24 protein-coding genes are annotated in these 23,178 nt (G+C 61.7%); 5 read left to right on the forward strand and 19 right to left on the reverse strand.

Features of this window, described 5'->3' with window-relative positions:
• Positions 1–17: 17 nt before the first annotated feature.
• A complete protein-coding gene (locus NKI15_RS17470) occupies positions 18–275 on the forward strand; it encodes a hypothetical protein (RefSeq protein ID WP_245260390.1) in 258 nt (85 codons plus the stop codon).
• Positions 276–557: 282 nt separating this feature from the next.
• Here the strand turns inward: NKI15_RS17470 and NKI15_RS17475 are convergent, their stop codons facing one another.
• Complete coding sequence (locus tag NKI15_RS17475; protein WP_023667769.1) at positions 558–1,025, reverse strand: hypothetical protein; 468 nt, start codon at positions 1,023–1,025, stop codon at positions 558–560.
• A gap of 400 nt (positions 1,026–1,425) precedes the next feature.
• Between NKI15_RS17475 and NKI15_RS17480 the strand changes: the two genes are divergently transcribed.
• Positions 1,426–2,037, forward strand: coding sequence for an EF-hand domain-containing protein (locus NKI15_RS17480; protein WP_245263685.1), 612 nt, complete (start codon positions 1,426–1,428; stop codon positions 2,035–2,037).
• Positions 2,038–2,235: 198 nt separating this feature from the next.
• On the opposite strand, the gene NKI15_RS17485 is transcribed toward NKI15_RS17480, so the two are convergent.
• Positions 2,236–2,400 (reverse strand): hypothetical protein, encoded by a 165-nt coding sequence (locus NKI15_RS17485; RefSeq protein ID WP_023667766.1) that lies wholly within the window; start codon positions 2,398–2,400, stop codon positions 2,236–2,238.
• 1,010 nt (positions 2,401–3,410) lie between these two features.
• Between NKI15_RS17485 and NKI15_RS17490 the strand changes: the two genes are divergently transcribed.
• Both NKI15_RS17490 and NKI15_RS17495 read left to right on the forward strand, forming a co-directional pair.
• The gene (locus NKI15_RS17490) at positions 3,411–4,070 is read left to right on the forward strand and encodes a L,D-transpeptidase (RefSeq protein WP_023682764.1); all 660 of its coding nucleotides are present in this window, start codon (positions 3,411–3,413) and stop codon (positions 4,068–4,070) included.
• A gap of 10 nt (positions 4,071–4,080) precedes the next feature.
• Positions 4,081–4,593 carry an OmpA family protein gene (locus NKI15_RS17495; RefSeq protein WP_023667764.1) on the forward strand — a complete coding sequence of 171 codons (513 nt, stop codon included), beginning with the start codon at positions 4,081–4,083 and terminating at the stop codon, positions 4,591–4,593.
• Between the two features lie 306 nt (positions 4,594–4,899).
• Here NKI15_RS17495 and NKI15_RS17500 read toward each other — a convergent pair whose 3' ends face one another.
• The 9 genes from NKI15_RS17500 to NKI15_RS17540 all read right to left on the reverse strand — a co-directional run bounded on the left by NKI15_RS17500 (position 4,900) and on the right by NKI15_RS17540 (position 12,699).
• Positions 4,900–5,769, reverse strand: coding sequence for an SDR family oxidoreductase (locus NKI15_RS17500; RefSeq protein ID WP_023692305.1), 870 nt, complete (start codon positions 5,767–5,769; stop codon positions 4,900–4,902).
• Between the two features lies 1 nt (position 5,770).
• Positions 5,771–5,935 carry a hypothetical protein gene (locus NKI15_RS17505; RefSeq protein WP_023695159.1) on the reverse strand — a complete coding sequence of 55 codons (165 nt, stop codon included), beginning with the start codon at positions 5,933–5,935 and terminating at the stop codon, positions 5,771–5,773.
• Positions 5,936–5,958: 23 nt separating this feature from the next.
• The gene (locus NKI15_RS17510) at positions 5,959–7,725 is read right to left on the reverse strand and encodes a thiamine pyrophosphate-dependent enzyme (protein ID WP_023695158.1); all 1,767 of its coding nucleotides are present in this window, start codon (positions 7,723–7,725) and stop codon (positions 5,959–5,961) included.
• Between the two features lie 10 nt (positions 7,726–7,735).
• The gene (locus NKI15_RS17515; protein ID WP_023695157.1) at positions 7,736–7,897 is read right to left on the reverse strand and encodes a hypothetical protein; all 162 of its coding nucleotides are present in this window, start codon (positions 7,895–7,897) and stop codon (positions 7,736–7,738) included.
• Positions 7,898–8,378: 481 nt separating this feature from the next.
• Positions 8,379–8,624 (reverse strand): hypothetical protein, encoded by a 246-nt coding sequence (locus NKI15_RS17520; protein WP_023686880.1) that lies wholly within the window; start codon positions 8,622–8,624, stop codon positions 8,379–8,381.
• Positions 8,625–8,637: 13 nt separating this feature from the next.
• Positions 8,638–8,853, reverse strand: coding sequence for a hypothetical protein (locus tag NKI15_RS17525; protein WP_023686879.1), 216 nt, complete (start codon positions 8,851–8,853; stop codon positions 8,638–8,640).
• Positions 8,854–9,033: 180 nt separating this feature from the next.
• Positions 9,034–10,161 (reverse strand): NAD(P)/FAD-dependent oxidoreductase, encoded by a 1,128-nt coding sequence (locus tag NKI15_RS17530; protein WP_023695155.1) that lies wholly within the window; start codon positions 10,159–10,161, stop codon positions 9,034–9,036.
• A 60-nt stretch (positions 10,162–10,221) separates the two neighbouring features.
• Positions 10,222–11,763, reverse strand: coding sequence for an amino acid ABC transporter permease/ATP-binding protein (locus NKI15_RS17535; protein WP_023695154.1), 1,542 nt, complete (start codon positions 11,761–11,763; stop codon positions 10,222–10,224).
• A gap of 93 nt (positions 11,764–11,856) precedes the next feature.
• Complete coding sequence (locus NKI15_RS17540) at positions 11,857–12,699, reverse strand: ABC transporter substrate-binding protein (protein WP_031245644.1); 843 nt, start codon at positions 12,697–12,699, stop codon at positions 11,857–11,859.
• A gap of 213 nt (positions 12,700–12,912) precedes the next feature.
• Between NKI15_RS17540 and NKI15_RS17545 the strand changes: the two genes are divergently transcribed.
• Complete coding sequence (locus NKI15_RS17545; RefSeq protein ID WP_023751096.1) at positions 12,913–14,007, forward strand: LacI family DNA-binding transcriptional regulator; 1,095 nt, start codon at positions 12,913–12,915, stop codon at positions 14,005–14,007.
• Positions 14,008–14,184: 177 nt separating this feature from the next.
• On the opposite strand, the gene NKI15_RS17550 is transcribed toward NKI15_RS17545, so the two are convergent.
• The 8 genes from NKI15_RS17550 to NKI15_RS17585 all read right to left on the reverse strand — a co-directional run bounded on the left by NKI15_RS17550 (position 14,185) and on the right by NKI15_RS17585 (position 22,724).
• Positions 14,185–15,603: an NAD(P)/FAD-dependent oxidoreductase gene (locus NKI15_RS17550; protein WP_023830434.1), complete on the reverse strand. Its 1,419-nt coding sequence runs from the start codon at positions 15,601–15,603 to the stop codon at positions 14,185–14,187.
• Positions 15,600–16,463: a PfkB family carbohydrate kinase gene (locus NKI15_RS17555; protein WP_023749047.1), complete on the reverse strand. Its 864-nt coding sequence runs from the start codon at positions 16,461–16,463 to the stop codon at positions 15,600–15,602. The genes NKI15_RS17550 and NKI15_RS17555 overlap by 4 nt, the downstream gene beginning before the upstream one ends.
• Positions 16,460–17,314 (reverse strand): sugar phosphate isomerase/epimerase family protein, encoded by an 855-nt coding sequence (locus NKI15_RS17560; protein WP_023749046.1) that lies wholly within the window; start codon positions 17,312–17,314, stop codon positions 16,460–16,462. The genes NKI15_RS17555 and NKI15_RS17560 overlap by 4 nt, the downstream gene beginning before the upstream one ends.
• 21 nt (positions 17,315–17,335) lie before the next feature.
• A complete protein-coding gene (locus tag NKI15_RS17565) occupies positions 17,336–18,196 on the reverse strand; it encodes a carbohydrate ABC transporter permease (RefSeq protein ID WP_023749045.1) in 861 nt (286 codons plus the stop codon).
• Positions 18,193–19,152 carry a carbohydrate ABC transporter permease gene (locus tag NKI15_RS17570; protein ID WP_023682778.1) on the reverse strand — a complete coding sequence of 320 codons (960 nt, stop codon included), beginning with the start codon at positions 19,150–19,152 and terminating at the stop codon, positions 18,193–18,195. The genes NKI15_RS17565 and NKI15_RS17570 overlap by 4 nt, the downstream gene beginning before the upstream one ends.
• An 11-nt stretch (positions 19,153–19,163) precedes the next feature.
• Positions 19,164–20,486 (reverse strand): ABC transporter substrate-binding protein, encoded by a 1,323-nt coding sequence (locus NKI15_RS17575; RefSeq protein WP_023686870.1) that lies wholly within the window; start codon positions 20,484–20,486, stop codon positions 19,164–19,166.
• 28 nt (positions 20,487–20,514) lie between these two features.
• Positions 20,515–21,528, reverse strand: a complete 1,014-nt coding sequence (locus tag NKI15_RS17580) for an SIS domain-containing protein (protein WP_023686869.1) — start codon at positions 21,526–21,528, stop codon at positions 20,515–20,517.
• Positions 21,529–21,701: 173 nt separating this feature from the next.
• On the reverse strand, positions 21,702–22,724 hold the full coding sequence (locus tag NKI15_RS17585) for a LacI family DNA-binding transcriptional regulator (protein WP_023724728.1): 1,023 nt from the start codon (positions 22,722–22,724) through the stop codon (positions 21,702–21,704).
• Positions 22,725–23,178: the final 454 nt, after the last annotated feature.

Here is a 23,178-nt window from a genome sequence, read left to right on the forward strand (position 1 = left end):
TTGCCGTGCATGATGCGATGTCGACGGCCGTTTTGGCGGGCAGGAGCGCCAATGCGGAAATAGTAGGCGTGGTCGACCTCACCAACAAAGCTGAGGTCGACATCGGCATCACCAGCTTGGGAAGAGCCATCCAGTTCGTGGCCAACGCCTCGGTGCTTGGATACGACATTCGCGGCGCCATGGTCTTCTATGGCGCGCCCGGTACCCCGAGCCTAAGGGCGAGAGAGTGCGAGCGCTTGTGGGCGCAGTTTGGCGGCGCGCTTCTACAGCCGTAGCTCTATCAGGACGTTCGCCCCGCCCGTTCTTGGTATGAACGCGTACGGAACTGAGGCGCTACCCAGCCGCAGCGGGAATGGCTCAGTGGTAGCTCTAGCTGGCGACCGCACTAAGCAGCTTTTCGGTGATGGGCTTTGAGCGGCTGAGCCAGCGTGAGAACGTTCGGCTGCATATCTGCCGGTGCCTGCTTTCATGTGACTGGGCGAGGCTATTGGGGAGCCGGGTTGACCACTGGCCCTTAGCCGAGGGAAGCACAGTACGGCAACCTCGCTCTTTGCTGGCTAACATCCTTCCGCTCTCAGGGACCGGACCATGCGCACAACAACAGGGTCATACGGTTTCTTTTCGGATTTCCGATAATTCATTGTGAAAAGCGCGGCACGCTGGTTGCAGACCATAATTGCACGGACGTAGCGAATCTCGCCATTCTTGACCCCGGAGTAGCTGGCCCATTTCGGGGCTAGGCGCCGATAGGTCAGTCGCCAACCGGCCTTTTCGTCCTCGATCATGCGATGTTCGATCTCGGCGCGAAAACTTGCTTTGCCCAGTCGCGCGCCCCAAACGACCAGAAACGCGTCTCTTGGGCCCTGAAAAGCCGCGCCCTGCTCCGAATTCTGGGTCAGGACGAAATTCGGAGGAATATCGAAACTAAAGCCAAGCTGTCGGACGCCGAAGGGCTGCCACGCCTCGGCCTGAAGCAACGTGGTCCAAAAGAGAAAAACTGTAAGTCCCAGCAGGAGGCGTCGCATTGCTCTGATTTAGCGCTGGCTAACATGGTGTCCAGACGGACAGAGGTCCGTGACATAAAAAATATGCATCATGGCCGCGCAGCATATGGACGCGGGATTCGCGATTGACGGCGTGCGGTCGAAACGGCTTCCGTCCCACGAAAGGAGAGGACGCAGAGGGAATTGGTGCGTCGGTATGATCGACTGGCAGAAAATTGGCGAGGCCGAATGTCCAACGTTCATTGCCCGCAAAAATGGGCGCCGGTTCCTCTTGTGCCTAGGGAAGAGGAGCCGAATTATTCCCTGGCGAAGACCCTGATCTACCTCAGACGGGGGCATGCCTCAGTAACTTCGCCGTGACCTGATCCCTTCGGGGAACAATCACATCGAGCTCCAGTTTGGCCTTCAAGCGAAAGCACTGATGGAGCATGCCATGAGATTTCCACACAGCACGACGGCCGCGGCCGCCGTTTTCATTGCCCTGACCTCCCCCGCACTCGCCCAGACAAGCGGAACACCATCACCCTCGAAACCTGCACCCGCTCCGGCAACCGAACCGCCGACCGCCGGACAGTTGCCGGATGCGACCGGACAAGCGGATGGACCAACACGCGAAATGATCCGCCAGATGGTTGAGCAAGCTGTCCGTGACCGACTGCAGCAGGATCGCGGTTCCGAAGAGGGTTTCCGCGAGGAAGATAGTCGCAACTATCAAGGCGATCGCAACGAGGATGCTGACCGCCACGATGAAGATGGCGACCGTTGGCAGAACCACGGTGACCGCGATCGTGGACACAGAATGGCTGGACGCTGGCATCATCAGATGATGCGCGGTGCCGGCATGCGACTGATGTTCGGGCTGTTGGACACCGATGGCGACGGATCGGTGTCCGAGGACGAGGTTCAACGCGCGGTGGGCAGGATGTTCAGTAGCGTTGACGAGAATGGTGATGGCAAGATCGATGTGAACGAGATCCAGTCCTTCATGCATGGCTCCAGCATGCATGGCACTGATAGCGAGGACACGCCGTAGCTGTCTTCAAAGGGAATGCCCTCCCTCGGACAAAGCGGGCGCGTGGCGGCCGATCCCGAAGCGGTGTCTCTTGGCTGTTAGGCGCCCGGCCAGCACCTTTAGGCTTGAGCTATTCCCGCAGTCCCGCGAGACGCCAGCCGTGACAAAAAAGGCTTCGCATTGCTGATCGAGGAACGATCGAAGCCGACCAACGCAAGGTCACTCGGGCGCTCGGTCTTCCAGCAGAACGAAGGATGCGGCGATCAAGTCGTCGCCATTGATACGTCCTTGGCTGTCCTCCAACATAGTTGCAACCTTGTGGAAGGCCATCATTTCACCCGCGTCAATCTGCGCTTCACGCATCTTGGCTGTGAGATCAGCCACGCGATTTCCTAACGAATGTGATTTTGCAGTCTCGCAATTCGACATGATTAGTCATCCTTTGCCTTGGGGTTTCACGCTGCCGAACGCAATGCTTCAGCGGATGTTCCGAATTTGGCCATCAGTCTTATGGGATAGGACTTGCGTCTGATTGCGGTTGGAAGAAGCCCGAACGGCGGAACACGCAGCCGGACGCCGAATTGGAAACCCACCGTCGATCGAAGTCCCTTGTCGCCGGTTGAGATCCCGCCATCTTCACTGTCGAGAGGGTGGCGGGATCGCCTTCCGAGGAGCGAGCGCATATGAGGTAATAGATATTTGGCAGATGTACTCACGGCCATCCTGCTCGCTTCTTTTGTCTGCGCATGTTCATTCTTTTCGGGAAACCCCATCTCTCCAACAACACGCAACAACCGCGTTGCTACCCACGATTGATGCGATGACAACTGCATCAACAAAGCAAAGCCTCTTCGCCTAAGGTGCGATTGCCGCGGGCTTTTTCGACTTGAAGGTCGTCCAACGCGCCCGGTGGTCAGGCCATGGCGTTCAGCGGGAGCCAGGTAGACTCATCGCGAAAATCCCGCAGCGAGGCATGTCGCAAGTCCTCCTCGCCGCGTGCGGATACTGGAATCCGCCTGGCTCGTTGTGACAGGCATGCGAAGATGAGTGTCGGCGCATGGACGCGGAAAAACCCGCCAGCGTGAGCCAGCGGGCCTTGTGATGGGATGGCCCGCGCGTGCGGTCAAGGCTGCGCGGGCCGACCATGATGAATGAGGGGACATCTTGGTCACCGGCACGACCGATGAAGAACGAGCCGGGTGTGACAAAACACCCTTGGAGCGAGGATGTTCCCGTCCGCACAAAAAAGCCCGCCGGCGTGAGCCGGCGGGCAGCCGCTATTTTGCCGTCAAGCGGACAGACCGCTTGCGGCCCACCCACTGCAGCATTTTCCACTTTGAGCCGGAATCATTCTCAACTATGGTTCGCCAGGCTTAAGGCATGGGGGATTGCCGATGGTTTTATCACGCAGGGGTGTCGTGCTCGGCGGTCTGGCGCTGGTCGCGGTCGGTGGAACCAGCAATATTGTTCAAGCCGCGGGGGCAAAATCCTTTTTCGCCGGTACCGCCAGCGATAACGATTTCGTCTATCGCAAGACCAACTTCGCCAAGATCGACAAGAGATGGCATCGCCAGATCGTCAAGTATTTCAGCAGCGAGCCGGTCGGCACCGTCGTGGTCGATACCCGCCACCACTTCCTCTACCTCATCATGGAAAACAAGACTGCCATCCGCTACGGCGTCGGCGTCGGCAAGGAAGGCTTCAAATGGTACGGCCGCGCGACGATCGATCGCCGCGCGCTGTGGCCGCAATGGGTCCCGCCCCCCGAAATGCGTGAGCGCAAACCGGACCTGCCGCCCATGATCGCAGGCGGCGCGTCCAACAATCCGCTCGGGCCGCGCGCGCTCTATCTGTACCGCGACGGCGCCGACATCGGCTACCGCCTGCATGGCACGCTGGAGCCATGGAGCATCGGCACCGACGCTTCCAGCGGCTGCATCCGCATGTTCCCCGAAGACATCATCGACCTCTACCAGCGGTGCCCGATCGGCACCGCGGTGGAGGTCCTGCCGCACATCGCCGACCAGGCGCCCGCTTCCACCACTGTCGAATGATTGGCGCATCATGAACCGCATGATTGAAAACACGCGCCGGCTGCTCGCCGCCGGCCTGCTGGTTGTGGCCACATCCTGCTCGACCAGCAACACGCTGGCCCCGTCGACGCCCGACGTCACCAACGCCGAGATTGCCGGCTTCCAGAACGTGCAGCCGGGCAGCGAGGAGGATTTTATCCTCAATGTCGGCCGCCGCACCTACTTCACGAAAGGTTCGGCCGCGCTCGATTCTGTCGCCAAGGCCACCCTCGACACCCAGATCGCCTGGTTGACAAAGCATCCGCGCTGGCTGCTCAAGCTGCAGGGTTTCGCCGACGATCCCGGCGCAAGCGAAACGGCGCTGTCACAGCAGCGCGCCGATGCGGTGATGGACTACCTCGCCGCCGGCGGCATAGACCGGAACCGCATGTGGGCCAAGGGCTACGGCAAGGACAGGCTGGTCCGCGACTGCCCCGACTCCGCCTGCAGGTCGCAGAACCGCCGCGTTGTGTCTAATTTGCGCGATGAGAGGGACGAGTCGTAGAGGCTGCTGTTTTGCTGGTCGCCAAATCAGTCTCACAACGCGACGGCGGCATGGCTGCAATGCGCCTATCGGGGACATTCACCCAGCGTTTGCCCCTCCCCGAAAGCTGACGCTCCGGTTGAACCCGGAGTGAAGTCAGCTTCCCGTCTACCAACCTCCGGTTCAGGGTCTGGTGGGAGGCTTCGGCATCCGCCTCGACCAGTTTGCGGACGTGGCGGTTGTCCGCGATCCTGATCGCGCATGAGCCTCGCCACATGTCGGTGTGCTACCGGGAGTGGGCGCCGTGGAGCTGGCAGGTACGCTCGCTCAAAGCATCGGCCGTCCACCGGTGACCTCGTAGAGTGCGCCGGTGGTGTAGCTCGATCCTTCCGAGGCAAGCAGCACATAGGTCGCTGCAAGCTCTGCCGGTTGCCCGGGACGCTTGAGCGGTGTGTTCTTCCCGAACTCCTTGACCTTCTCAGAGGGCATTGTCGACGGGATCAGCGGCGTCCAAATCGGCCCGGGAGCGACCGCGTTTACCCGAATGCCGCGTTCAGCTACCAGTCCTGCAAGTCCGGCGGTGAAGTTGGCGATCGCTCCTTTGGTAGTGGCGTAGGCAAGCAGTGCCGGCGAGGGACTGGTCGCGTTGATTGAGGATGTGTTGATGATGGTCGAGCCGGGTTCCATGTGCTTCACTGCTTCCTGGGACAGATAGAACATCGCATAGACATTGGTGCGAAAGGTGAGATCCCATTCCTCCGCGCTGATGTCCTCCAGCTTCTCGAACGACGCCTGGTGGGCTGCATTGTTGACGAGGATGTCCAGGCGCCCGCATTCATCGATAGCTCGCTGCACAAGCGACCGCGCGAAGATTTCGTCCGAGATGTCGCCGCGTGCGAGCACCGCCTTGCGCCCCGCTTCCTCGACCAAGCGCGCCGTCTCCTGCGCATCTTCGTCCTCTTCAAGATAGGAGATCATGACGTCGGCGCCTTCGCGTGCAAACGCGATAGCCACCGCCCGGCCGATGCCCGAGTCCGCGCCGGTGATCAGCGCGACGCGGTCCATCAGCTTACCGCTGCCGCGATAGCTCTCCTCTCCGTGGTCGGGCCGTGGATCCATCTCGTCGGTGTAGCCGGGCATGTCCTGCTGCTGTTCGGGAAGCGGCGGCCGAGGATATTTCTGCTGGGCATCCTGCATGTCAGCTCCTTTTTTGGCTGGAGTTGCGGTTGTGTCGATCCGGTTCCGTGATCGGTCCCTTGGCGGCTTTCGAGCCACCGCCCCATTCCTCGGCCTTGCACGCTTGGTCGCCGCCCATGAGGTCCGGCGAACTGCGATTTGCGGTGCCGCTGTCGGTCTTGTTCAACTCGTGCTCCTTCTTGCGTGTCGTCAGTCTTTCTCGCCGGCGGTAATCATCGACCTCAGCGGCTCTTGCGCCACATTCGCCTCGATTTCCGCGCGTCCGGGAGTGTCCGGTAGCGCCTTGCGGAAATTTTTCGCATAATCCGGTGGCATCTTCGGTGGCATCATCGGTTCGTACGGGTCGACCACGGCCTCGATGACCACCGGACCCTCAGCAGCCAGGGCAGCGTCGAGAACACCTTCCACCTCCTCGGCGCGAGAGACGCTGTAACCAATGCCGCCCATGGCTTCGGCGGCCATGGCGAAGTCGATGGGCTGGAGTTCGCAGGCGAATTGCGGGTTGCCGAGGAACATCATCTGCTCCCAGGCGATCTGATTGAGCATGCCGTTCTTGAGCACGAGCACCTTGAGTGGGACCCGGTACCGAACTGCCGTCGAGAACTCGCCGAGTTGCATCGCGAGACCGCCGTCGCCGACGACCGCGAAGACCGGCCGGCCGGGAAAGGCCAGGCCCGCGGCGATCGCATAGGGCAGTCCGCATGCCATCGAGGCCAGCGCGCCCGAGACGCCGAAGGCCTGCCCGTCACGCAGCTCGATATGGCGGGCCGCCATCTCGGTGTTCTGGCCGGAATCGGCAACCAGGATCGCATCATCGGGCAATCGTTTCCCAAATGCGCGTGTGACCACCTGGGGCTTGAGCGAAGTGGCGGCCTTTTGCTCCGACTGCGCCATCATCTCGCGCCAGCGTCGCATGCCCGCCTGCGCCTTCTCGAGGAAGCTGCGATCATCCTTGCGCTTCAGGCGCTTGTTCAGCAGTCGCAGCGTCACGGCGGCATCGCCGGCAAGGCCGGCCTCAATGGGATAGCGCAGGCCGATGCGCTGCGGGTCGCGCTCGATCTGCACCCCGCGCGCCTGTCCCGGCTTCGGGTAGTATTCGATGTAGGGAAAGGTCGAGCCGACGACGAGCAGCGCGTCACATTCCTCCATGATTTCCTGCGACGGCAGCGTGCCGAGAATCCCGATGCCGCCGGTCGTCAGCGGGTGATCGTCGGGCAAGGCAGCCTTACCGAGCAAGGCCTTTGCGACGGGGGCACCAAGCAGCTCCGCCGTCTCTTCCAACTCGTGCCTGGCACCAAGCGCGCCCCGACCGGCGAGGATCGCGACCTTTGTCGCCCCGTTCAGGATCTCGGCGGCTTTCGCAAGTTGTTCTTCGTCGGGAAGCCTGCTTCCTTCGAACCAACGATCCGGCGTATGCGACGGTTTGTTGCGCTTCGAGCGCTTGGCTTGGTCGAGCGTGTGCTCCTGCACATCGCTGGCGATCGACAGATGCGCAACGCCGCGACGTGCCAGCGCCGACCTGCAGGCGAGACCGGCCAGGCTTTCCATATGCGCCGCGTCGGAGACCTGCGCGTTGAAGACGGCGACATCGCTGAAGACGCGCGTCAAGTCGACATCCTGCTGGGTGAAGGTCTCGATAAGGTCGTGGAACTGCATGCCGGTAATGGCGAGCACCGGCGCTTGGTCGAGCTTGGCATCGTAGAGTCCCGTCAGGAGGTGTGTGCCGCCAGGGCCGGAAGTTGCGAGGCAGACACCGAGCTTGCCTGTCCATTTTGAGTAGGCGCACGCCATGAACGCCGCGGATTCCTCGTGCCGCACCTGAATGAAGCGGATGCGGTCCTGCCGCCCGCGCAGCGCCTCCATGATGCCATTGATGCCGTCGCCCGGCAGGCCAAAGATGATATCGACGTTCCAGTCGATCAGCGTCTCGATGAGGATGTCCGCGGCGGTCGGCATGTCTCAGTCCTTACCGCGATGCGGATCCCGCCGCCTGGCTGCTCTTGTTCGCGGTCTTGTCAGTCTTACGCTGGTCTTTGTTGCCGCCGCGATTGCCGCCATGCAACTGGTCGGAAGATTGAGCGGTCTTGCCGTCTTCCAAATTAGTGGCCATGCGCAAAGCTCCCTTCATCCGGCCTGCCTAACCAGAAAGTCGGTGAGATGTTCCGTGCCCGAAGGCAATGCCGCCTACTCAGGTGCCCAAGGGAAACGTGTCAGGTATTACCCTCGATGAGGCGTGTTCGGCAGTTAGCGGCTGAACAGGCGAGGTGCGATCGAACCAGACGAAGGCATCGAACTGCTGCGAGGCCGAGGATTGCACGTAGTGGCCGAGGCTGCCTGATCGCCAAAAGCGCTCGCGGCAGAGCTGGCCGATGTTCAGGTCGCGTCTTCGCAGGTCCCTATAGCCAGAGCGCAACGCCGCCCGCACCGTCCCCATAGGCGAACTCCTCGCACCCCTCGTCGACGAATTTCCCGCGCGGGATTCCGCCTCAGTGGCGAAAGGACTCGTTCGTCGCGCACACCGCGGCGGGCGATGTGCGCTTCGACCATGCGGTGCCTGGCGTGCCGGTAGTCTGGCATGGCTCCTCGATAGCTTTAAAAAGACGGCAGGCTTAGTCGTCCTGCCTGCGCTTGTGGTGCTCGCTCTCCTGGTTTTCGCCGCGGATCATCTGGCGATCGTCCTTGTCGGTCAATTCCACGCCCTCGTCGCGTAGATTGGCGCCGTCTTGCCGCGCCTCGCGCTCCTGCTTGGATCTCTTCAGCTCATCCTCGGCATTGAAATCGTCGCCGGCATTGCTGGAGTTCTCGCGCTTTTCGATGATGCGCAGCTGCTGCTCGTGGGTCTTCCGGCCGGCCATGGCAAGGTGCCTCCTACTTGTTCGTGCGTCCGGTCTGGTCAGGGTTGATGCCGCCCTGAGGCGTGACGTCGTTCTCGACATCGCCTTCGAACGTATTGTCCCCATCGAGAGCATCGCTCTCGTCGAGCATATCGCCGCCCTTGACCGCGCCCTTCGAGGTGCCGATTCCCGGGTTGTCTCGCAGATCCTTGTCCGTGGGCTGTTTAGTCTTGGGGTGTTGGTTGGTCATGGAATTTCTCAGCGCTGGTTGAGCTTGGACGAAAGACGGTCCTGGCGCTGTCCAACTTCAACGTGGAGAAAATGTTCCGGTGTCAGGTTCGGTGCGCGTAAGCGGCCAGGCGGCCGCCGTCTCGGCTAGCGAAACTCCAGGCATGCCACATTACATCCCATTCCGAGGCGAATCGGCGGGCTAAAGTGAAAATCGAGACGGTCGAAAGCTTGCAAGGAGTGGGTGCTCTGTTCCGGTGGCGATCTCGGTTGCAAGCAGTTCGCCGGCAATCAAGCCAAGTGTTGCGCCGCTGTGGCTGAAGGCGACGTAATACCCCTCGATCTCCCGCAACTGGCCGAAGACCGGCTCGCCGTCTCCGGGGATTGGCTTGGGCCCGACACCGTAGCTCTCCAATTCCAATTTCGGATGACCGTCGAGAACATTCGACGCTTCGTCGAGAAGGCCCTGGATGGTCGATGCTTTTACGCGATAAGTCCCGTCCGGATTGACTACCACCTCTTCTTCCGACCAGGCAGAATCGAGCGCGAGGGCGCCATCAGGCGTCGGCCGGATGGCGACGCGCGGCGTGTTGAGCACGGCGCGTAGAGGCAAGTCGACTGGCTTGGTCCTGACCAGCAGCGCGATTGGTGTCCCATCGGCAATACGCTGACCGGCCACGGCGACCATTCGCGGCACATCCGCACCGGTCGCCAGAAGCACCGCGTTGGCGGCGAAGCTGATCCCGCTGGTGGTGGTGACGCCGGTGGCCCGGCCGTTGGCGACGGTGACGGTAGCGCTTCCGGCCTCGGTGACCACCTGGCCGCCCCGCTCCACGAATTCCGCGATCAATATTTCGATCAGCGACGGCAGGTCGACCCAGCCCTCGCCCGCGTTGAAGATCGCGCCTTGAGGCGTGACAGCGCTTGCGCAGACACCCGGCGTGACCAACCTTATGGCGTCCGCGGACAGATGCTGCGCATCATAGCCGAGACGTTTTTCGTGAGCGAAGACATCGGCGATCTCGTTTGAGGCATCGTCCGCATCCCACGTCAGGCCACCGTCGAAACGCAGCCAGGCGGCATCCGGGCATCGCGCCGACAAACTGCGGTAGCGGTCGATACCGATCATGCGCAGGCGATGATATTCAGCCGAGCGCCTGCGCGCCGAATTGATCCAGGCGAGCGAGCGGCCGGAAGCTCCCTTGGCGAGCGGTCCATCATTGACCAGCACGGTCTCGATGCCGAGCCTTGCAAGATGAACGGCCGAGGAGACGCCAAAAATGCCGCCGCCGACAACAACGACCTTGGAAACCTGATGTGATGCAGCCATGAGATATCTTTCACTGGTGGAGGTTGGTTTGGGCGGCCGTCTTGAAGGGCTCATGCGTGATCAAAGCACTTCGGCAAGGAAGTGCTTCAGACGCGGGCTTTTCGGCGTGTCGAAAATCGCGGCAGGCGTGCCGGCCTCGATGATGCGGCCTTCATCCATGAAGACGACCTGATCGGCGACCTTGCGGGCGAAGCCCATTTCATGCGTCACCACGACCATTGTCATGCCGCGCCGGCCGAGATCCGCCATGAGGTTGAGCACACCCTTCACCAGTTCTGGATCGAGTGCGCTCGTTACCTCATCGAACAAGATGACCTCCGGGTCCATCGCCAATGCACGAGCGATTGCCACACGCTGCTGCTGGCCACCGGAAAGGCTCCCTGGACGATGGTGTTTGCGGGTCGCAAGCCCGACGTCGGCAAGGCGCGCCTCGGCGATGCGCTCAGCTTCCTGTACAGGGAGCCCCTTTACCTTGGTCAGCGACAGCATGACGTTTTCGAGCGCGGTGTGGTCGGGAAACAGATTGAACTGCTGGAAAACCATGCCGACACGCCGGCGCAGTTTTTCAGGCTTCATCGCCAGGATGCTCGCACCATCGAGCAACACCTCACCGCCCTTGGGCTCGACCAGGCGGTTGAGGCAGCGCAGCAGGGTCGACTTGCCCGAACCTGATGGGCCGATCACGCATGTGACCGTGCCAGGCTTGACTGCCAGGCTGACGCCTTTGAGAACATCGAGGTCGCCATAGGCCATGTCGAGATCGGTAATGGCGAGACTGCCGCCCTTGAAGCGGGGCAGCGCTGAGCGGGCATCAGAGCCGGCCTCCGAAAGTGCACTGCCGGTGGCGCCCTCCAGTTCGCTCACTTCGGCCAGGCCGCTGATGACGAGGCCTGCCTTTTGCTTTCCGACCCGCAGCGAGTTGTCGATGTAGTTGACCACATGGGTCAACGGCACGGTGATGACGAGATAGAACACGCCGGCCAGAAGCAATGGCGAGAGATTTCCGGTGACCACTGCCTGGTCCTGACCGACACGGAAGATCTCGCGCTCCGAGGCGAGCAGACCGAGGAAGTAGACAAGGCTTGAATCCTTGACGTTGCCGATGAACTGGTTGACGAGGGCCGGCAAGACGCGGCGGATGCCTTGCGGGATCACGATCAGGCGCATGCCTTGGCCGTAGCTCATGCTGAGCGCCCTGCAGGCCTCCATCTGCCCGCGCTCGACGCTCTGGATGCCCGAGCGGAATATTTCGCCGATATAGGCGCCGGCGATCAGGCTCAGCGCAAGAATGCCGAGCGGAAAGGGCGAAGGGCCGAAGATTTCACGGCCGATGCGGGCAAAGCCCTGGCCTATCAGCAGGATGGTGACGATCGCCGGCAGCCCACGGAATATATCCGTGTAGACCCGCGCCGGAATGCGCAGCCAGCGCGATTGCGAGATGCCCATGACCGCCAGGATCATGCCGAGGATGACACCCAGTACCGTCGACGCGGCCGCGAGGATCAAGGTGTTCTTCAATCCGATGGTGATCATGCTGGGCAGCACGTCCGCCATGGCCTGCCAGTCGAGGAAACTGCGCCGCAGGTTTTCGAGCCAGTTCATTCGCCCCCCTTTTGGTTGCGCTATTCACATCGTCCGCATCAAGGACGGAGGCGTAATCCGGCCGCCAGCATGAAAGCCAGCGGCCGGTACGGTCTACTTCTTGGGAAGATACTGGTCGGGCATCGGCGAGCCGGGGAACCACTTTTCATAAAGCGTCTTCCAGGTGCCGTCCTGCATGGCCGCGTGAAGGGCGGTGTTCAGCGCATTGCGGAGCTTGTCGTTGCCCTTGCGCAGGACAAGGCCGGCCGGCGCGTCAAAGGAAGGAATATTGACCGCGATCTTCAGGTTCGGGTAGCGAAGGCCATAGTCCTTGGCGGCCTCGTAATCGAGGAAGTGGGCATCCACGGTTCCGTTGTTAAGCGCCGAAACGGCGGAGTTGTTGTCGGGGAATTTGACGAGATCGGTTCCGACAAAATTCTTCGCCGCGTAGATTTCCTGGAGCGTGCCTTGTACGACGCCGAGACGTTTGCCCTTGAGCCCGTCCGCCGCCGTGATCGCCTTGTCGGCGGTAAGCACGGAGAGATAGCCTGCGATATACCCGTCGGAAAAGTCGACGGTCTTTTTGCGTGCTTCCGTCGTGCCGATTGCCGCGACCGCGACATCGAAGCGCTCGTTTGCAACGGAAGGCATCAGCGCCGAGAATTCCTGGCCGGTGAAGGTCACCTGGTCGGGCTTGAATCCAAGGCGGCTCGCGACGTTGCGGAACAATTCGATGTCGAAGCCGGTGAACGACCCATCGGCCTGGGTGAAAGCGTAGGGTTTGGCATCGCCCATGGTCCCGACGCTGATGACCTTCGCATCAATGAGGCCATAGGGATTGTCATCCGCGGCGGCCGCTCCTGAAACCAGCCCGGCGCCGACGCACATCGCCATAAGAGCCATTGCGCCGGTTCTGACCGGGCACATCAACGACTTGAGAATTTCTTTGCTGCTCATGTCTTTCTCCACTCTGAAGGTCTGTTCTTCTTGGTATTTCCGTCGAGCCGCCATCTGGCTCCCCGACATGCCCTTGCCGAAATCACGGTCCGTCACGCCTCTCGGCTCCACTCCTTCTAAAGAGACCGGTCTCATCTTGTGTGAGACCGGTCTCTTTGCTAATCGTTATCGCCACGTTGACCTCCCGTCAACAACTCTTGTAGTCGTCATCCGATGAAAAGAACCGCCCGCAAGACCCCGTCGATAACGGTCAGCGACGTCGCCCGTGCGGCCAATGTTTCGAAAGCGACAGCCGCGCGCGTGCTCGGCGGATACGGCGTCGTCAGCGACATGATCCGCGCGGAAGTCATGGCCGCGGCCAAGGCCTTGGACTATCGTGCGAACGAGCTCGCCCGCAGCATGACGACCGGCCGCTCCGGCATCATCGGCGTGGTTGTCGGCGACATCGAGAACCCGTTCTTCAGCCTCGCGGTACGCGGCATCAGCGACGCGGCAAAGGCAGCCGGGTTCAACGTCATCCTGGCCAATTCCGGCGAGAAGATCGAGGCGGAAAAGGCGGCCGTGAAACTGCTCATCGGCAAGCGCGTCGACGGGCTGATCGTCACGCCGTCGGAATCGCGCGACATCGCGCACCTGCGCGATATCCACCGCTCGGGCCGACCGCTTGCCCTGCTGGATAGGGCGCTGGCAGATCTGGATGTCGATACGGTCACGACCGACGATCGCGGCATCGCCATGCTGGCGACCCGCTTTCTAGCCGATGCCGGCCACCGCAACATCGCCTATGTGACCGCGGTCGACGCCGAAGGGCACGAGTACCGCGATCTCGGGCAGATCTACACCTCGTCGGTCCGTGAGCGCATCGACGGTTTCCTCACCGTGTGCCGAGAGGCCGGACTTGATCGGCCAGAACGCTTTGTTCGCCTTGGCGCGACAAGCCCCACCGAAACGCGCAGGGTTGCCGGCGAGATGCTGTCGGCGCCGGATCGGCCGACGGCGATCCTCGCCTCCGACAGCGTCATTGCGCTGGAGATCTTCAAGGTGACCCGCGAGCGCGGCCTGCGGGTTCCCGACGACATTTCGCTCATCACTTTCCATGATGCGGACTGGACGAGCGTCACCACGCCGCCCATCACCGTTATCGACCAGCCCGTCTACGCGCTTGGCAAGAGCGTCGCGGAATTGCTCATCCGGCGATTGAAGGGAGATTCCCGCCCGGCGGAAAGGCTCGTTTTGCCGACCGCCATCATTGCACGCGGATCCGTTGGCCCGCCCTCGGATGGAAAGCCGCAAGTGCGCCAAGCATAGGCCTGGCGGCGGTACGGCCCACATGAATACGTTAGAACAAGGTCGACGCACTCCGCTTTAAGAATGTACGTCGATCAACCCAGCAAACACCCTGATCGCAATGCCGCGTCCACCGTCATCGGGACGGCACGTGCCGGCTCATGGTTTGAAGAGCGTGACGATGAGCCAGAGGCCCGGCTACTTCTTGCGCCTGCCTGGCTTCAGGGCCGCCAAAAGACTGCTGATCCTGCCGGCCTTGCGGTTGCGGATCTCGGCCTCGTTCTTGCGGCGCACCGCGGCGCGGACAAGTCTGGCGCCGAGATAACGCAAAGGCTCGGGCGGCAGCGACATGCGCCGCTCGATGCCGACCAGACCGCTTTCGCTCCAGCGATCCTTTCGCTCGAGCACCAGGCTCGCCAGAATGCGTCCGGCTATCGGCGTCTGCGCGATGCCGGTGCCATTAAATCCCATGCCGTAGAAGATATTGGGATGATCGCGCAGGTGGTCGAAGACAGGAACGTGTTCAGGCACGCAGTCGATCGGCCCCGACCAGTCATATTCGATCGCCACACCGCGCAGCGACGGGTAGACCCGATGCAGCTCTCGCATATTGTCGCGGCCGTGCTCCGGGCTGCGGTTGAAGCTGGCGCCGAAATTTCCACTGAAGGCGACGTTGCCGCTGCCACGACCGAAGACCACCCTGCCCCCGATGGTGCGCTGGTAGTAGAGCACCTGGGCCTGGGAATCGCAGATCGAGGCACCGTCGCGCCAACCGATGCTGTCGAGCAGTTCGGGAACGGCGGCAGTGGCAATCACCTCGCTGCCGACCACATAAAGATGCCGCCGCAGTTCCGGCAGCGCGGAAAGCCAGGCGTTGGCGGCAAGCACGATTTTGTCAGCCCGTACCGCGCCATGCGCCGTGCGCACCGTGCATGTCATGCCGGGTTCGATGGCGAGGACCGGGCTGCGCTCATGGATGATGACGCTGCGTGCCAGTGCCAACTTGCGCAATCCGATGGCAAGTTTGGCGGGATGGACCGTGCCGGCAGTGGTCTCGACCACGCCGACATAGGAGGCCGATGAACCGGTGCGGCGTTGAATGTCCTCGGCTGTCAGCGGGCTGAAACGGTTTTCTCCAACAGCCGCCGTCAAGGCCACGGCGGTCTCCCAAGCGCCTTCCTGCGCAATGGAGCTTGCTGTCCACAACCATCCGTCCAGCCTCAGGTCCATGTCTATGGTGCCGTTTTGCTGCAGCGTCTTCAGCTCCGCGATCGATGCCACCGTGTCGGCGCACAGCAGGCGCGCTTCCTCGAGACCGACGACCGCACTGATCTGGTCGATTTCGGCGAACCATGAATGGACCTGACCGCCGTTGCGCCCCGAGGCCCCCGATCCGCACAGATCGGCTTCAAGGATGACCACCCGCGTTTGCGGCGCCAGCTCAAGGATCCGCAGCGCCGTCCACAGACCGGTATAGCCGCCACCGACGATCACCACGTCGGCGCGCTCGTCGCCTCGCAATGGCTCGGTTGCGGGGGCGGCGGCAATGTCCTGCAGCCAAAACGACCGGTCAGATGCAAGCGCGACCGCAGGCTGCCGCAAACGAATTGTACTCACGCTTGGGCTCCCTGCGCATCGACAATGAAGCTGGCATATTTGGCTGGCAGCCAATCGGGTATCGGACGCGGTCTCTGGGGAAACCCGCCAAGATGGGTGCAGGTCTGCGCCGCCGCGATCGACGCCCTGTGCAATGCCTCCAGGGCGCCGAGGCCGCCGAAATGGAAGCCGGCGAGGAAAGTGGCAATGAAACTGTCGCCGGCGCCACACGTATCCACGACATCGACAAGCGTCGCCGGCGCATGCACGACATTCGTGCCATCGTCGAAGTAGGAGCCGCGTCGACCACAGGTCAAAACTACCTGCCTTGCGCCGGCCGCCCTGAGCGCGCCCAGCGATGGCTCGATGGGAACATCGACATCGTCCGGTCCGGACGCAAACAAAAGCGGGACACCATCGAGCGGCAGCGCCATATGGGCGGTCGATAGATCGATGCTGAACGGCACATGGTCCGCCACCAATCGTTGGACAAGGTGCTTGTTGGCGTTGGTGCCGAGATGCACCCAGTCGGCCGCGGCGATGACCGCATAATGCGCGGGCAGCGGCATGAAGTTTTCGCCCACACCGAAGGATTCGTGCAGGAACTTCCGGTCGCCGGATTCATCGCGCAGCAAGGTGACGGCCGTATCGCCGGGACGCCGTTCGACGTCGTCGGGGGATAGGCCGGCACCTGCCAGCTCGGCAAGCACCACGTCGCCTTCGGGATCGTTCCCGACGGCGCCGAAATAGCGCGCGGACCAGCCGTTGCGCCGCCATTGCGCCGCGACATTCAAGGCGTTGCCGCCCACCGTCATCAAGTTGTTGGTCAAATAGGCATCAAGGCAATTGTCCCCGACCGCGATAAGCTTCTTCGACCTCATGCCGGCACCGTTGCGCGATCGATATACGGCGCGATGGCGCCAAGGCAGCGTGTCCAGGCTTTTACCGGATCGAGCGCGTAGGAGCCGTTGCCGAACGGCTCGAAGGTGAACTTACCGGCATAGCCGAGGCGCGCGAGTTCGCTGACATAGTGGTCGAGCGGCAGCGTGCCCTCCCCCCACACCAGATGCCCGCCTGGCGTGCCGTCGACCAGATGAACATGCGCCAGCCGCGAGCCGAACAGGTCGACATAGCCGGCCACGGTGTCGCCGGCCGTGGCCATGGCGACAGTGTCGAGCACGACATCGACGTTGCCGGCGCCCACCTCATCCAGCATTTGGCGCAGGCCTGCCGCATTATTGACGAGGTTGCTCTCGAACCGCTGCAACGGCTCGAGCAGGCAGCGCACCCCGTTTGCGGCGGCGCGCCGGGCGATCTCGCCGATCGAACCGACCGCGCGGTCCCATGCCGGTTGCCGGGGTTCGCTCTCGTAGCCCCGGCCGGGCGTCAGGAAGAGATAGCGGGCGCCAAGCGCCGCGCAGATGTCGGCTGCACGGCAAAACCGCTCGATGCTGTCCTGGCGCAGTGCGGCGTCGCCTGAGGCGATGTTGATTGGATACAACACCTGCTCAGGCGTAAAGCACCAAGCCGACAGCTCGTTGTCGGCGAGTACCCGGCGAATGGATTCGACACGTGCGTCCGTGGCGTGGAACAGGTCCAGATGCTGGGCAATCCCCCACAGCTCGATCTCGAGCAGGCCAAAGCCTCGGATCGTCCTGGCGACCTCATCGAAGGGGAAGTGCTGGAAGCTGAAATTGGCTCCGATCAGCTGATGAGCAGCGAGCTGCGGCATGAAGGCTCCTTTCGGGAATTGTTATTTGCCGATGCCTTCGGCCAAGCCACGGATGAAGTAGCGTTGTGCGGCAAAGAACACGATCACGATAGGCAGCGCCGAGATCGTCATGGCCGCGAACACCACGGCATAGTTGGTCCCGTGGGTTGCCATGATCGACGTCAGTCCGACCGGCAGCGTCTGCACATCCGAGCCGCTCGTGAAGATCATGGCGAAGAGATATTCGTTCCAGGCGAACAGGACGTGCAGGATGACGCAGGAAATGATGATCGGCCGGCACAGCGGCAAGGTGATGCGCCAGAAGATCTGACCCTCGCTGGCGCCATCCATCGTCGCCGCCTCGTCGATGTCTTCAGGCAGATCCAGCATGTAGGCGCGGATGAGGAAGGTGGTGAACGGCACACGGAACGCCGTGTAGAGAATGATCAGCGCCCAGTAGGTGTTGTAGAGACCGAGCGCCTGCAACATCTTCACCAGTGGAATGATCGCCACCGTGGGGCTCAGCATCAAGCCGCCCAGAACGATGGCGATAACCAGCGGCTTTGCCGGCATCTTGGTGCGGGTCAGGCCGAAAGCCGTCCAGGCGCTGATCAGCACGGTGCATATGGCCGAAGCGACGGTCACCAGCACCGAGACTGTCACGTAGCCACGCACGCCCTGGTTCCACGCTTGCACGTAATTGTTCCACGACCAATGGGTGGGCAGGGCGAAGGGATCGCCGAAGATCTGCGCATTGTCCTTGAAGCCGCTCAGCGCCATCCAGATCAGCGGATAGATGACGACGACACCAAGGCAGACCAGGAATGAATAGAGCAACGTCCTGGCGATGACCGACCACACATTGACGTGCCGGCTGCGACCGGCTGCGACCATCGCACTCATAGCTGCACCCGGCGGCGCTTGGTGTACCAGAGCTGTGCCGCACCTGTGAGCATGGTCAACATGAAGATGACGGCGGCGATCGCCGCGCCATAGCCGAAATTGTCCTCGATGAAGGCCTTCTGGTAGAGCCACGTGCCCAGCACCTGGCTGCTGTTGTTGGGCCCGCCTGCGGTCATCACCATGACCTCGTTGAACACCTGGAACGCGCCCGTGATGGTGACGATGATCATCAACCCCGTCATTTCCCGGGTCAGCGGAAAGGTGATGCTCCACAGGCGGCGAAGAGGACCCGCGCCGTCGATCGTTGCGGCATCGTAGAGGTCGCGCGGGATCTTCTGGATGGCGATGGCGAACAGCAGCGTCGAATAGCCAAAACCCTGCCATTGGCTCATGGCGATGATGGCATAGATGGCGGTGTGCTCATTGCCGAGCCAAGGCATGACGAGCTGGCTCAGTCCAACACGGCTGAGCGCGGCATCCAGCAAGCCGATCTGCGGCTGGTAGATGAAATAAAACAGCAGGCCGGTCACCGTGATCGAGATTGCCGACGGCACGAAATAGACGGCGCGCCACAGCCGGCGCCAGCTTTCGCTTTTCAGGTCCTCGATAATGGCCGCCAGCAGGAACGCGCCGAAGACCTGGAAGATGACGGAGATGAGAGCGTAGAGGCAGTTGTTCCACAGCGCCAGCAGCACGACCGGGTCATGCAGCAGCCGGTCGTAGTTGGCGAGGCCGACATTGGTGACCTCGCCGGTGTAGATGTCCTGGTCGGTGGTGCTGACGATGAAATTGTCGACGATCGGATAATAGACGAACCAGCCGATGAGGATGAGCGCGATCGCCGCCCATCGCAACGACAACAGGTTGGCGAAGCAGGCCCGCCGGCTCTTTGGCCGTTGCGGCCTGGCGACGCCGATGTCGGCGCCGCTGTCCACTGTGTCCGAGGCCCTTGCCATGCTCGCCTGCTTTATTTGGCCGCGGATGCGGCTTTGCGCACCTCGTCCATCACTTGCTCGGGCGTCATCGAGCCGCCCGCCAGCGCCTGCAGGCTGGACAGCCAGACGGCGGCGACGCGCGGTGGGTTGGCCGTATCCAGCCAGGGCATGAGGTATGAGGCGGCGTTGATATCCTTGAGGCCATCGACCACAGCCGCGCTCATGTTCGATTCCGAGGCGCCGCCGATGGTGGCGCTCGGCTGGCCATAGGGTGGCGCAGACAAGACCTGCGCATTTTCCTTCGAGGTCACGAACTTCATGAAATCGATCGCCAGCGGGATGTTCTTCGATGCCGCATTGATCATGTAGCCCTCCGGCGCGCCCTCGATCGACTTGGCGTCACCCTTGGCGCCGGCGGGCACCGGCAGCCGGAAGAATCCGAAATCGGCGGGCTTTAACGCCGACTCCGGCGTGGCGGCCTGATCGAACTCGATGATTTCCTGGTAGTACATGGCCGACTGGGCGTTGGTGAAGGCCTGGAGAGCCGAGGCATAGGATGTGCCGTTGACGCCGGCGCCATCGGTGCAGCGCTCGACAAGCTGGCTGAACTGCTTGAGTGCTGCGACATAGCCTGGATCGCTGTATTGGGCGGTGGCCGGATCGAAGTCGCGTTCCAGCGTTGCCTGCGGCACGTTGTAGGCGAGCAGCTGGCCTGCAAAGTGGATCGCCGGCCAAGCCTCCTTGTTGCCGAAGGAGATCGGTGTCACGCCGGATTTGCGGATGGCGTCGCAGCTGGTCAGCAAGTCCTCGAAAGTGGCGGGTGCCTTGAGGCTGAGCTTGGCGAAGATCTGCTTGTTGTAGCCCATGAACTTGGCATCCTGGTAAAGCGGAATGCCATAGAACTTGCCGTTGTACTGGAACGCCTTGACGGCGGCTGGAGACAGCGACTTGCCCCACTCGGTATCGGCAGCAATGACGGGCGTGAGATCAACGGCGCGATTGCCGCGCACGAAATTGCCACCCCAGCTGCCTGTCCAGGAGAAATAGATATCGGGCAGCGAGTTGGAAGCGACCAGCGTCTTGGTCTTGCCCTTCACGCTGTCGTCGCTCTCCTGGATAAGTTCGACCTTCACATCCGGATGGAGCTTCTCATAGGCCTGTGCCAGGTTGACGAAATAGGGCGACAGCTGTTGCAGCCCGAACTTGGTCAGGACCGAAAGCGTGCCGGTGTATTCCACCTTGGCGTTTGGGTCGGCCGTGACAGCCGGCGAAGCGGCGGAACTGCCGCTTATCGACAACCCCAATGATGATACCGCGGCCACCGTGACCGCCACGACTTGCAGCGAACGTTTCATGGATAGCTCCTTCAGAGGTAAGAGGGGATCAATATTCCACGCGTTTGTAGTAGCGACGGGTGGTCAGCGGGTGGTTGCGCAGCACCTCGAGATGGGCGCTCAGCCGCTCGAGCAAGGTGGCGAGCAGAACCGGCGAGATCATGCCGCGGACCTTTGCGGAGATGCCCGGCAACTTGACCGAGGCCGCGTCCAGCGTGCGAACGCGGTCCGTGTAGCGCCTGGCGAAGTTCTCGACCCGGTCGGCCAGGGGCCGAAGGGCATCTTCGCCCTTGAACACGAAAACGCTGACGCCCGGCTCGACCAACTCGAGCGTACCGTGGAAGAAGTCGGCGGCGTGCACCGGGCGGGTGCGAATCCACTGCATCTCTTCGAGGATGCACATGCCGTAATAGTGTGCCTCCGGCCACACCGAGCCGGCGCCGGTGAAGATGTGATAGGTATCGTCCTTGATTGTCTGGGCCAGTTCGGCCGCCCTGTCCTCAAAGGCAGCCTTGGCGTCGGCAAGCAGATCCGGCAGCAGTTTGAGTTCGGCGACAGTGCCATCAAAATCATCATATTCGCCGCGCTCTTCCAGCAGGGCCAGGACGATCAGCAGCGTCTGCAGGTAGAAGGATTCCGACGAGGTGTCGTCTTCGGCGAAGTTCGTGAAATTGTGGTCAGCCTCCCGTGCGATTGGCGTATCCGAATGGCCGGTGAGCGAAATCGTGCGCACACCACGTTTTTTCAGAAAGGCCATGAGCTCGACGCCTTCCTTGGTCGTGCCCGACAAGGACGGGATGACCACCACGGCCTTGCTGTCGAGACCGGCGGGCGGATCGATCACGACCTGCGCCGGATAGGCACCGCTCACCGGGAAGGTAGAACAGCGCTGCGCCAACTCGATCGCGGGCAAGGTTAGAAGCTGCACGCCGCCGGTGCCCATGAAAAACAGCCGCTCGACGCCATCTGCCAGCAGTGTGCGCATGAGTGAGCGAACCTCACCTGCGACGGCGACGGCCCCGCTTTGGATCTTCACGAAGCGGTCCCTATCGAAGTTCAGCATGACGTTTTCCTTGTATTTCGCATGTGACAGGCCTCTAGCCCGCCTTAGGCGTCGGTGGGCCGTCTAGCTCGTTTTTCCGATGTGAGATCGATCTCACAAGCAATAATGGGCACGCAATTTCGCCAATGGCAAGTCCTTTAGACGAAATTCTCCGAAATCGAGGGGTTTGCTCTTTAGCGCACAGCGCGCCGGGCAACCGATCCGCGTACGATCAAGCGGGTCTGAAATCGGGTACGGCGCGGTGCAACCTTTTTGCCGGCAAGCCGCTCCAGCAGATATCTGGCGGCGAGCGGTCCGATCTCGGAGATGGGTTGCGCCACGACCGTTATCTGCGGATCGGTGAACGTGGCGAGGTTGAAGTCATCGAAGCCAACCACCGACACATCATGCGGAATCGAGAGCCCCATTGAACGCAGGCCAAGAAGCGCGCCTTGCGTCATGAGGCTGTCCACCGTGAACAGTGCGGTCGGGCGATTGCGCCGGCTGAACAGGCGGATCGTGGCTTCGATGGCGTGCTCGACGGTCGAGCGCGATACGCCGATGAGCGCTTCATCGATTGCGATCCCATGCGAGTGGAGCGAGTTTTGGTAGCCAGCCAAGCGTTCCTGTGCCGTAAAGATGCGTGACTCGTCGCGCAAAAGACCGATCCGGTGGTGACCGTTGCCAACTAGATAGTCCACTGCCTCGCGTGCCCCGCCCTCGTTGTCGACGACGACGCTGTCGCATTGCAGGTCCTTTACCACGCGGTCGATGAGCACGATCGGTGCGCCTTCGCGGGCCAGTTGCACAATATGCTGGCTGTCGGTTGCAGACGTTGGGGCAAGGATGAAGCCGCGAATGCTGAGCGAGCGAAGGCTCTCAAGCAGTTCTTTCTCCTGTTCTACATTCTCCTCGCTGCTGGCAATCAGAAGATTGTGGCGGTGCTTGCGCAGTTCCACCTCTATGTCGTGCGCGATTCGGGCGAAGAACGGATTCTGGATATCGCCGGGCACGAAGCCTATGATCGGCAATTGTCCGCTGCGCAGCGCCTGCGCGACGAGGTTGGCCCGATAGCCCAGCCTTTCGGCTGCCGCAACCACGCGGAGCGCCGTCTCGTCGCCAACGTAACCGTAGCTGTTGAGCGCACGGGCGGCCGTGGCGCGCGACACCTTAGCCGCTGCGGCAACGTCCTTTAGTGTGATTCCTTTCTGGGTCACAGGTAACCGTCCTTCTTGGATCTGAACATTGCGTCAGATCATCCTCGGCTCGTCTTGCCGGCATCGTTGTGGGGCATATCGGACGATTCTCAAACTGCGAACATAGCTTTCGCAACTCCTTGCCACCTAATCGAGACACGCGCGCTGTTTGGCTATCTGGAAATTTGATCCACGAATGCACTTACATCTTGTGCAGTCAGTTAATTGCCTCGCACTGCCAGCATACGGCAATGAGTTCACGCTATGGTCTAGGCGCCCTCCCTGGTATCGGTCATAACACTGATGGAGACGACTAGCCTTGCGGCCAAACTCGTCCAGCGATTGCAGGTTGTGTGCGTCAAGTTCTGCAAAATGGGGCAGCCATGATGCTGGTCATGCGGCTTGGCGCAGAGCGAGCTTCTTGTGCTCGCGCAGGTCGTCCATGTTGATGTATCGGTTGGCCTCCATCCAGTTT

Origin of the sequence: Mesorhizobium sp. M0862 (assembly GCF_040319795.1) — a bacterium.
Taxonomy (GTDB): domain Bacteria; phylum Pseudomonadota; class Alphaproteobacteria; order Rhizobiales; family Rhizobiaceae; genus Mesorhizobium.

Excerpts from the sequence above, each read along its gene's own strand:
- NKI15_RS17470 (WP_245260390.1), top strand. The coding sequence starts at position 18 with ATGTCGACGGCCGTTTTGGCGGGCAGGAGCGCCAATGCGGAAATAGTA.
- NKI15_RS17475 (WP_023667769.1), bottom strand. The coding sequence starts at position 1,025 with ATGCGACGCCTCCTGCTGGGACTTACAGTTTTTCTCTTTTGGACCACG.
- NKI15_RS17480 (WP_245263685.1), top strand. The coding sequence starts at position 1,426 with ATGGAGCATGCCATGAGATTTCCACACAGCACGACGGCCGCGGCCGCC.
- NKI15_RS17490 (WP_023682764.1), top strand. The coding sequence starts at position 3,411 with ATGGTTTTATCACGCAGGGGTGTCGTGCTCGGCGGTCTGGCGCTGGTC.
- NKI15_RS17495 (WP_023667764.1), top strand. The coding sequence starts at position 4,081 with ATGAACCGCATGATTGAAAACACGCGCCGGCTGCTCGCCGCCGGCCTG.
- NKI15_RS17500 (WP_023692305.1), bottom strand. The coding sequence starts at position 5,769 with ATGCAGGATGCCCAGCAGAAATATCCTCGGCCGCCGCTTCCCGAACAG.
- NKI15_RS17510 (WP_023695158.1), bottom strand. The coding sequence starts at position 7,725 with ATGCCGACCGCCGCGGACATCCTCATCGAGACGCTGATCGACTGGAAC.
- NKI15_RS17515 (WP_023695157.1), bottom strand. The coding sequence starts at position 7,897 with ATGAAGGGAGCTTTGCGCATGGCCACTAATTTGGAAGACGGCAAGACC.
- NKI15_RS17520 (WP_023686880.1), bottom strand. The coding sequence starts at position 8,624 with ATGGCCGGCCGGAAGACCCACGAGCAGCAGCTGCGCATCATCGAAAAG.
- NKI15_RS17525 (WP_023686879.1), bottom strand. The coding sequence starts at position 8,853 with ATGACCAACCAACACCCCAAGACTAAACAGCCCACGGACAAGGATCTG.
- NKI15_RS17530 (WP_023695155.1), bottom strand. The coding sequence starts at position 10,161 with ATGGCTGCATCACATCAGGTTTCCAAGGTCGTTGTTGTCGGCGGCGGC.
- NKI15_RS17535 (WP_023695154.1), bottom strand. The coding sequence starts at position 11,763 with ATGAACTGGCTCGAAAACCTGCGGCGCAGTTTCCTCGACTGGCAGGCC.
- NKI15_RS17540 (WP_031245644.1), bottom strand. The coding sequence starts at position 12,699 with ATGAGCAGCAAAGAAATTCTCAAGTCGTTGATGTGCCCGGTCAGAACC.
- NKI15_RS17545 (WP_023751096.1), top strand. The coding sequence starts at position 12,913 with ATGAAAAGAACCGCCCGCAAGACCCCGTCGATAACGGTCAGCGACGTC.
- NKI15_RS17555 (WP_023749047.1), bottom strand. The coding sequence starts at position 16,463 with ATGAGGTCGAAGAAGCTTATCGCGGTCGGGGACAATTGCCTTGATGCC.
- NKI15_RS17560 (WP_023749046.1), bottom strand. The coding sequence starts at position 17,314 with ATGCCGCAGCTCGCTGCTCATCAGCTGATCGGAGCCAATTTCAGCTTC.
- NKI15_RS17565 (WP_023749045.1), bottom strand. The coding sequence starts at position 18,196 with ATGAGTGCGATGGTCGCAGCCGGTCGCAGCCGGCACGTCAATGTGTGG.
- NKI15_RS17570 (WP_023682778.1), bottom strand. The coding sequence starts at position 19,152 with ATGGCAAGGGCCTCGGACACAGTGGACAGCGGCGCCGACATCGGCGTC.
- NKI15_RS17575 (WP_023686870.1), bottom strand. The coding sequence starts at position 20,486 with ATGAAACGTTCGCTGCAAGTCGTGGCGGTCACGGTGGCCGCGGTATCA.
- NKI15_RS17580 (WP_023686869.1), bottom strand. The coding sequence starts at position 21,528 with ATGCTGAACTTCGATAGGGACCGCTTCGTGAAGATCCAAAGCGGGGCC.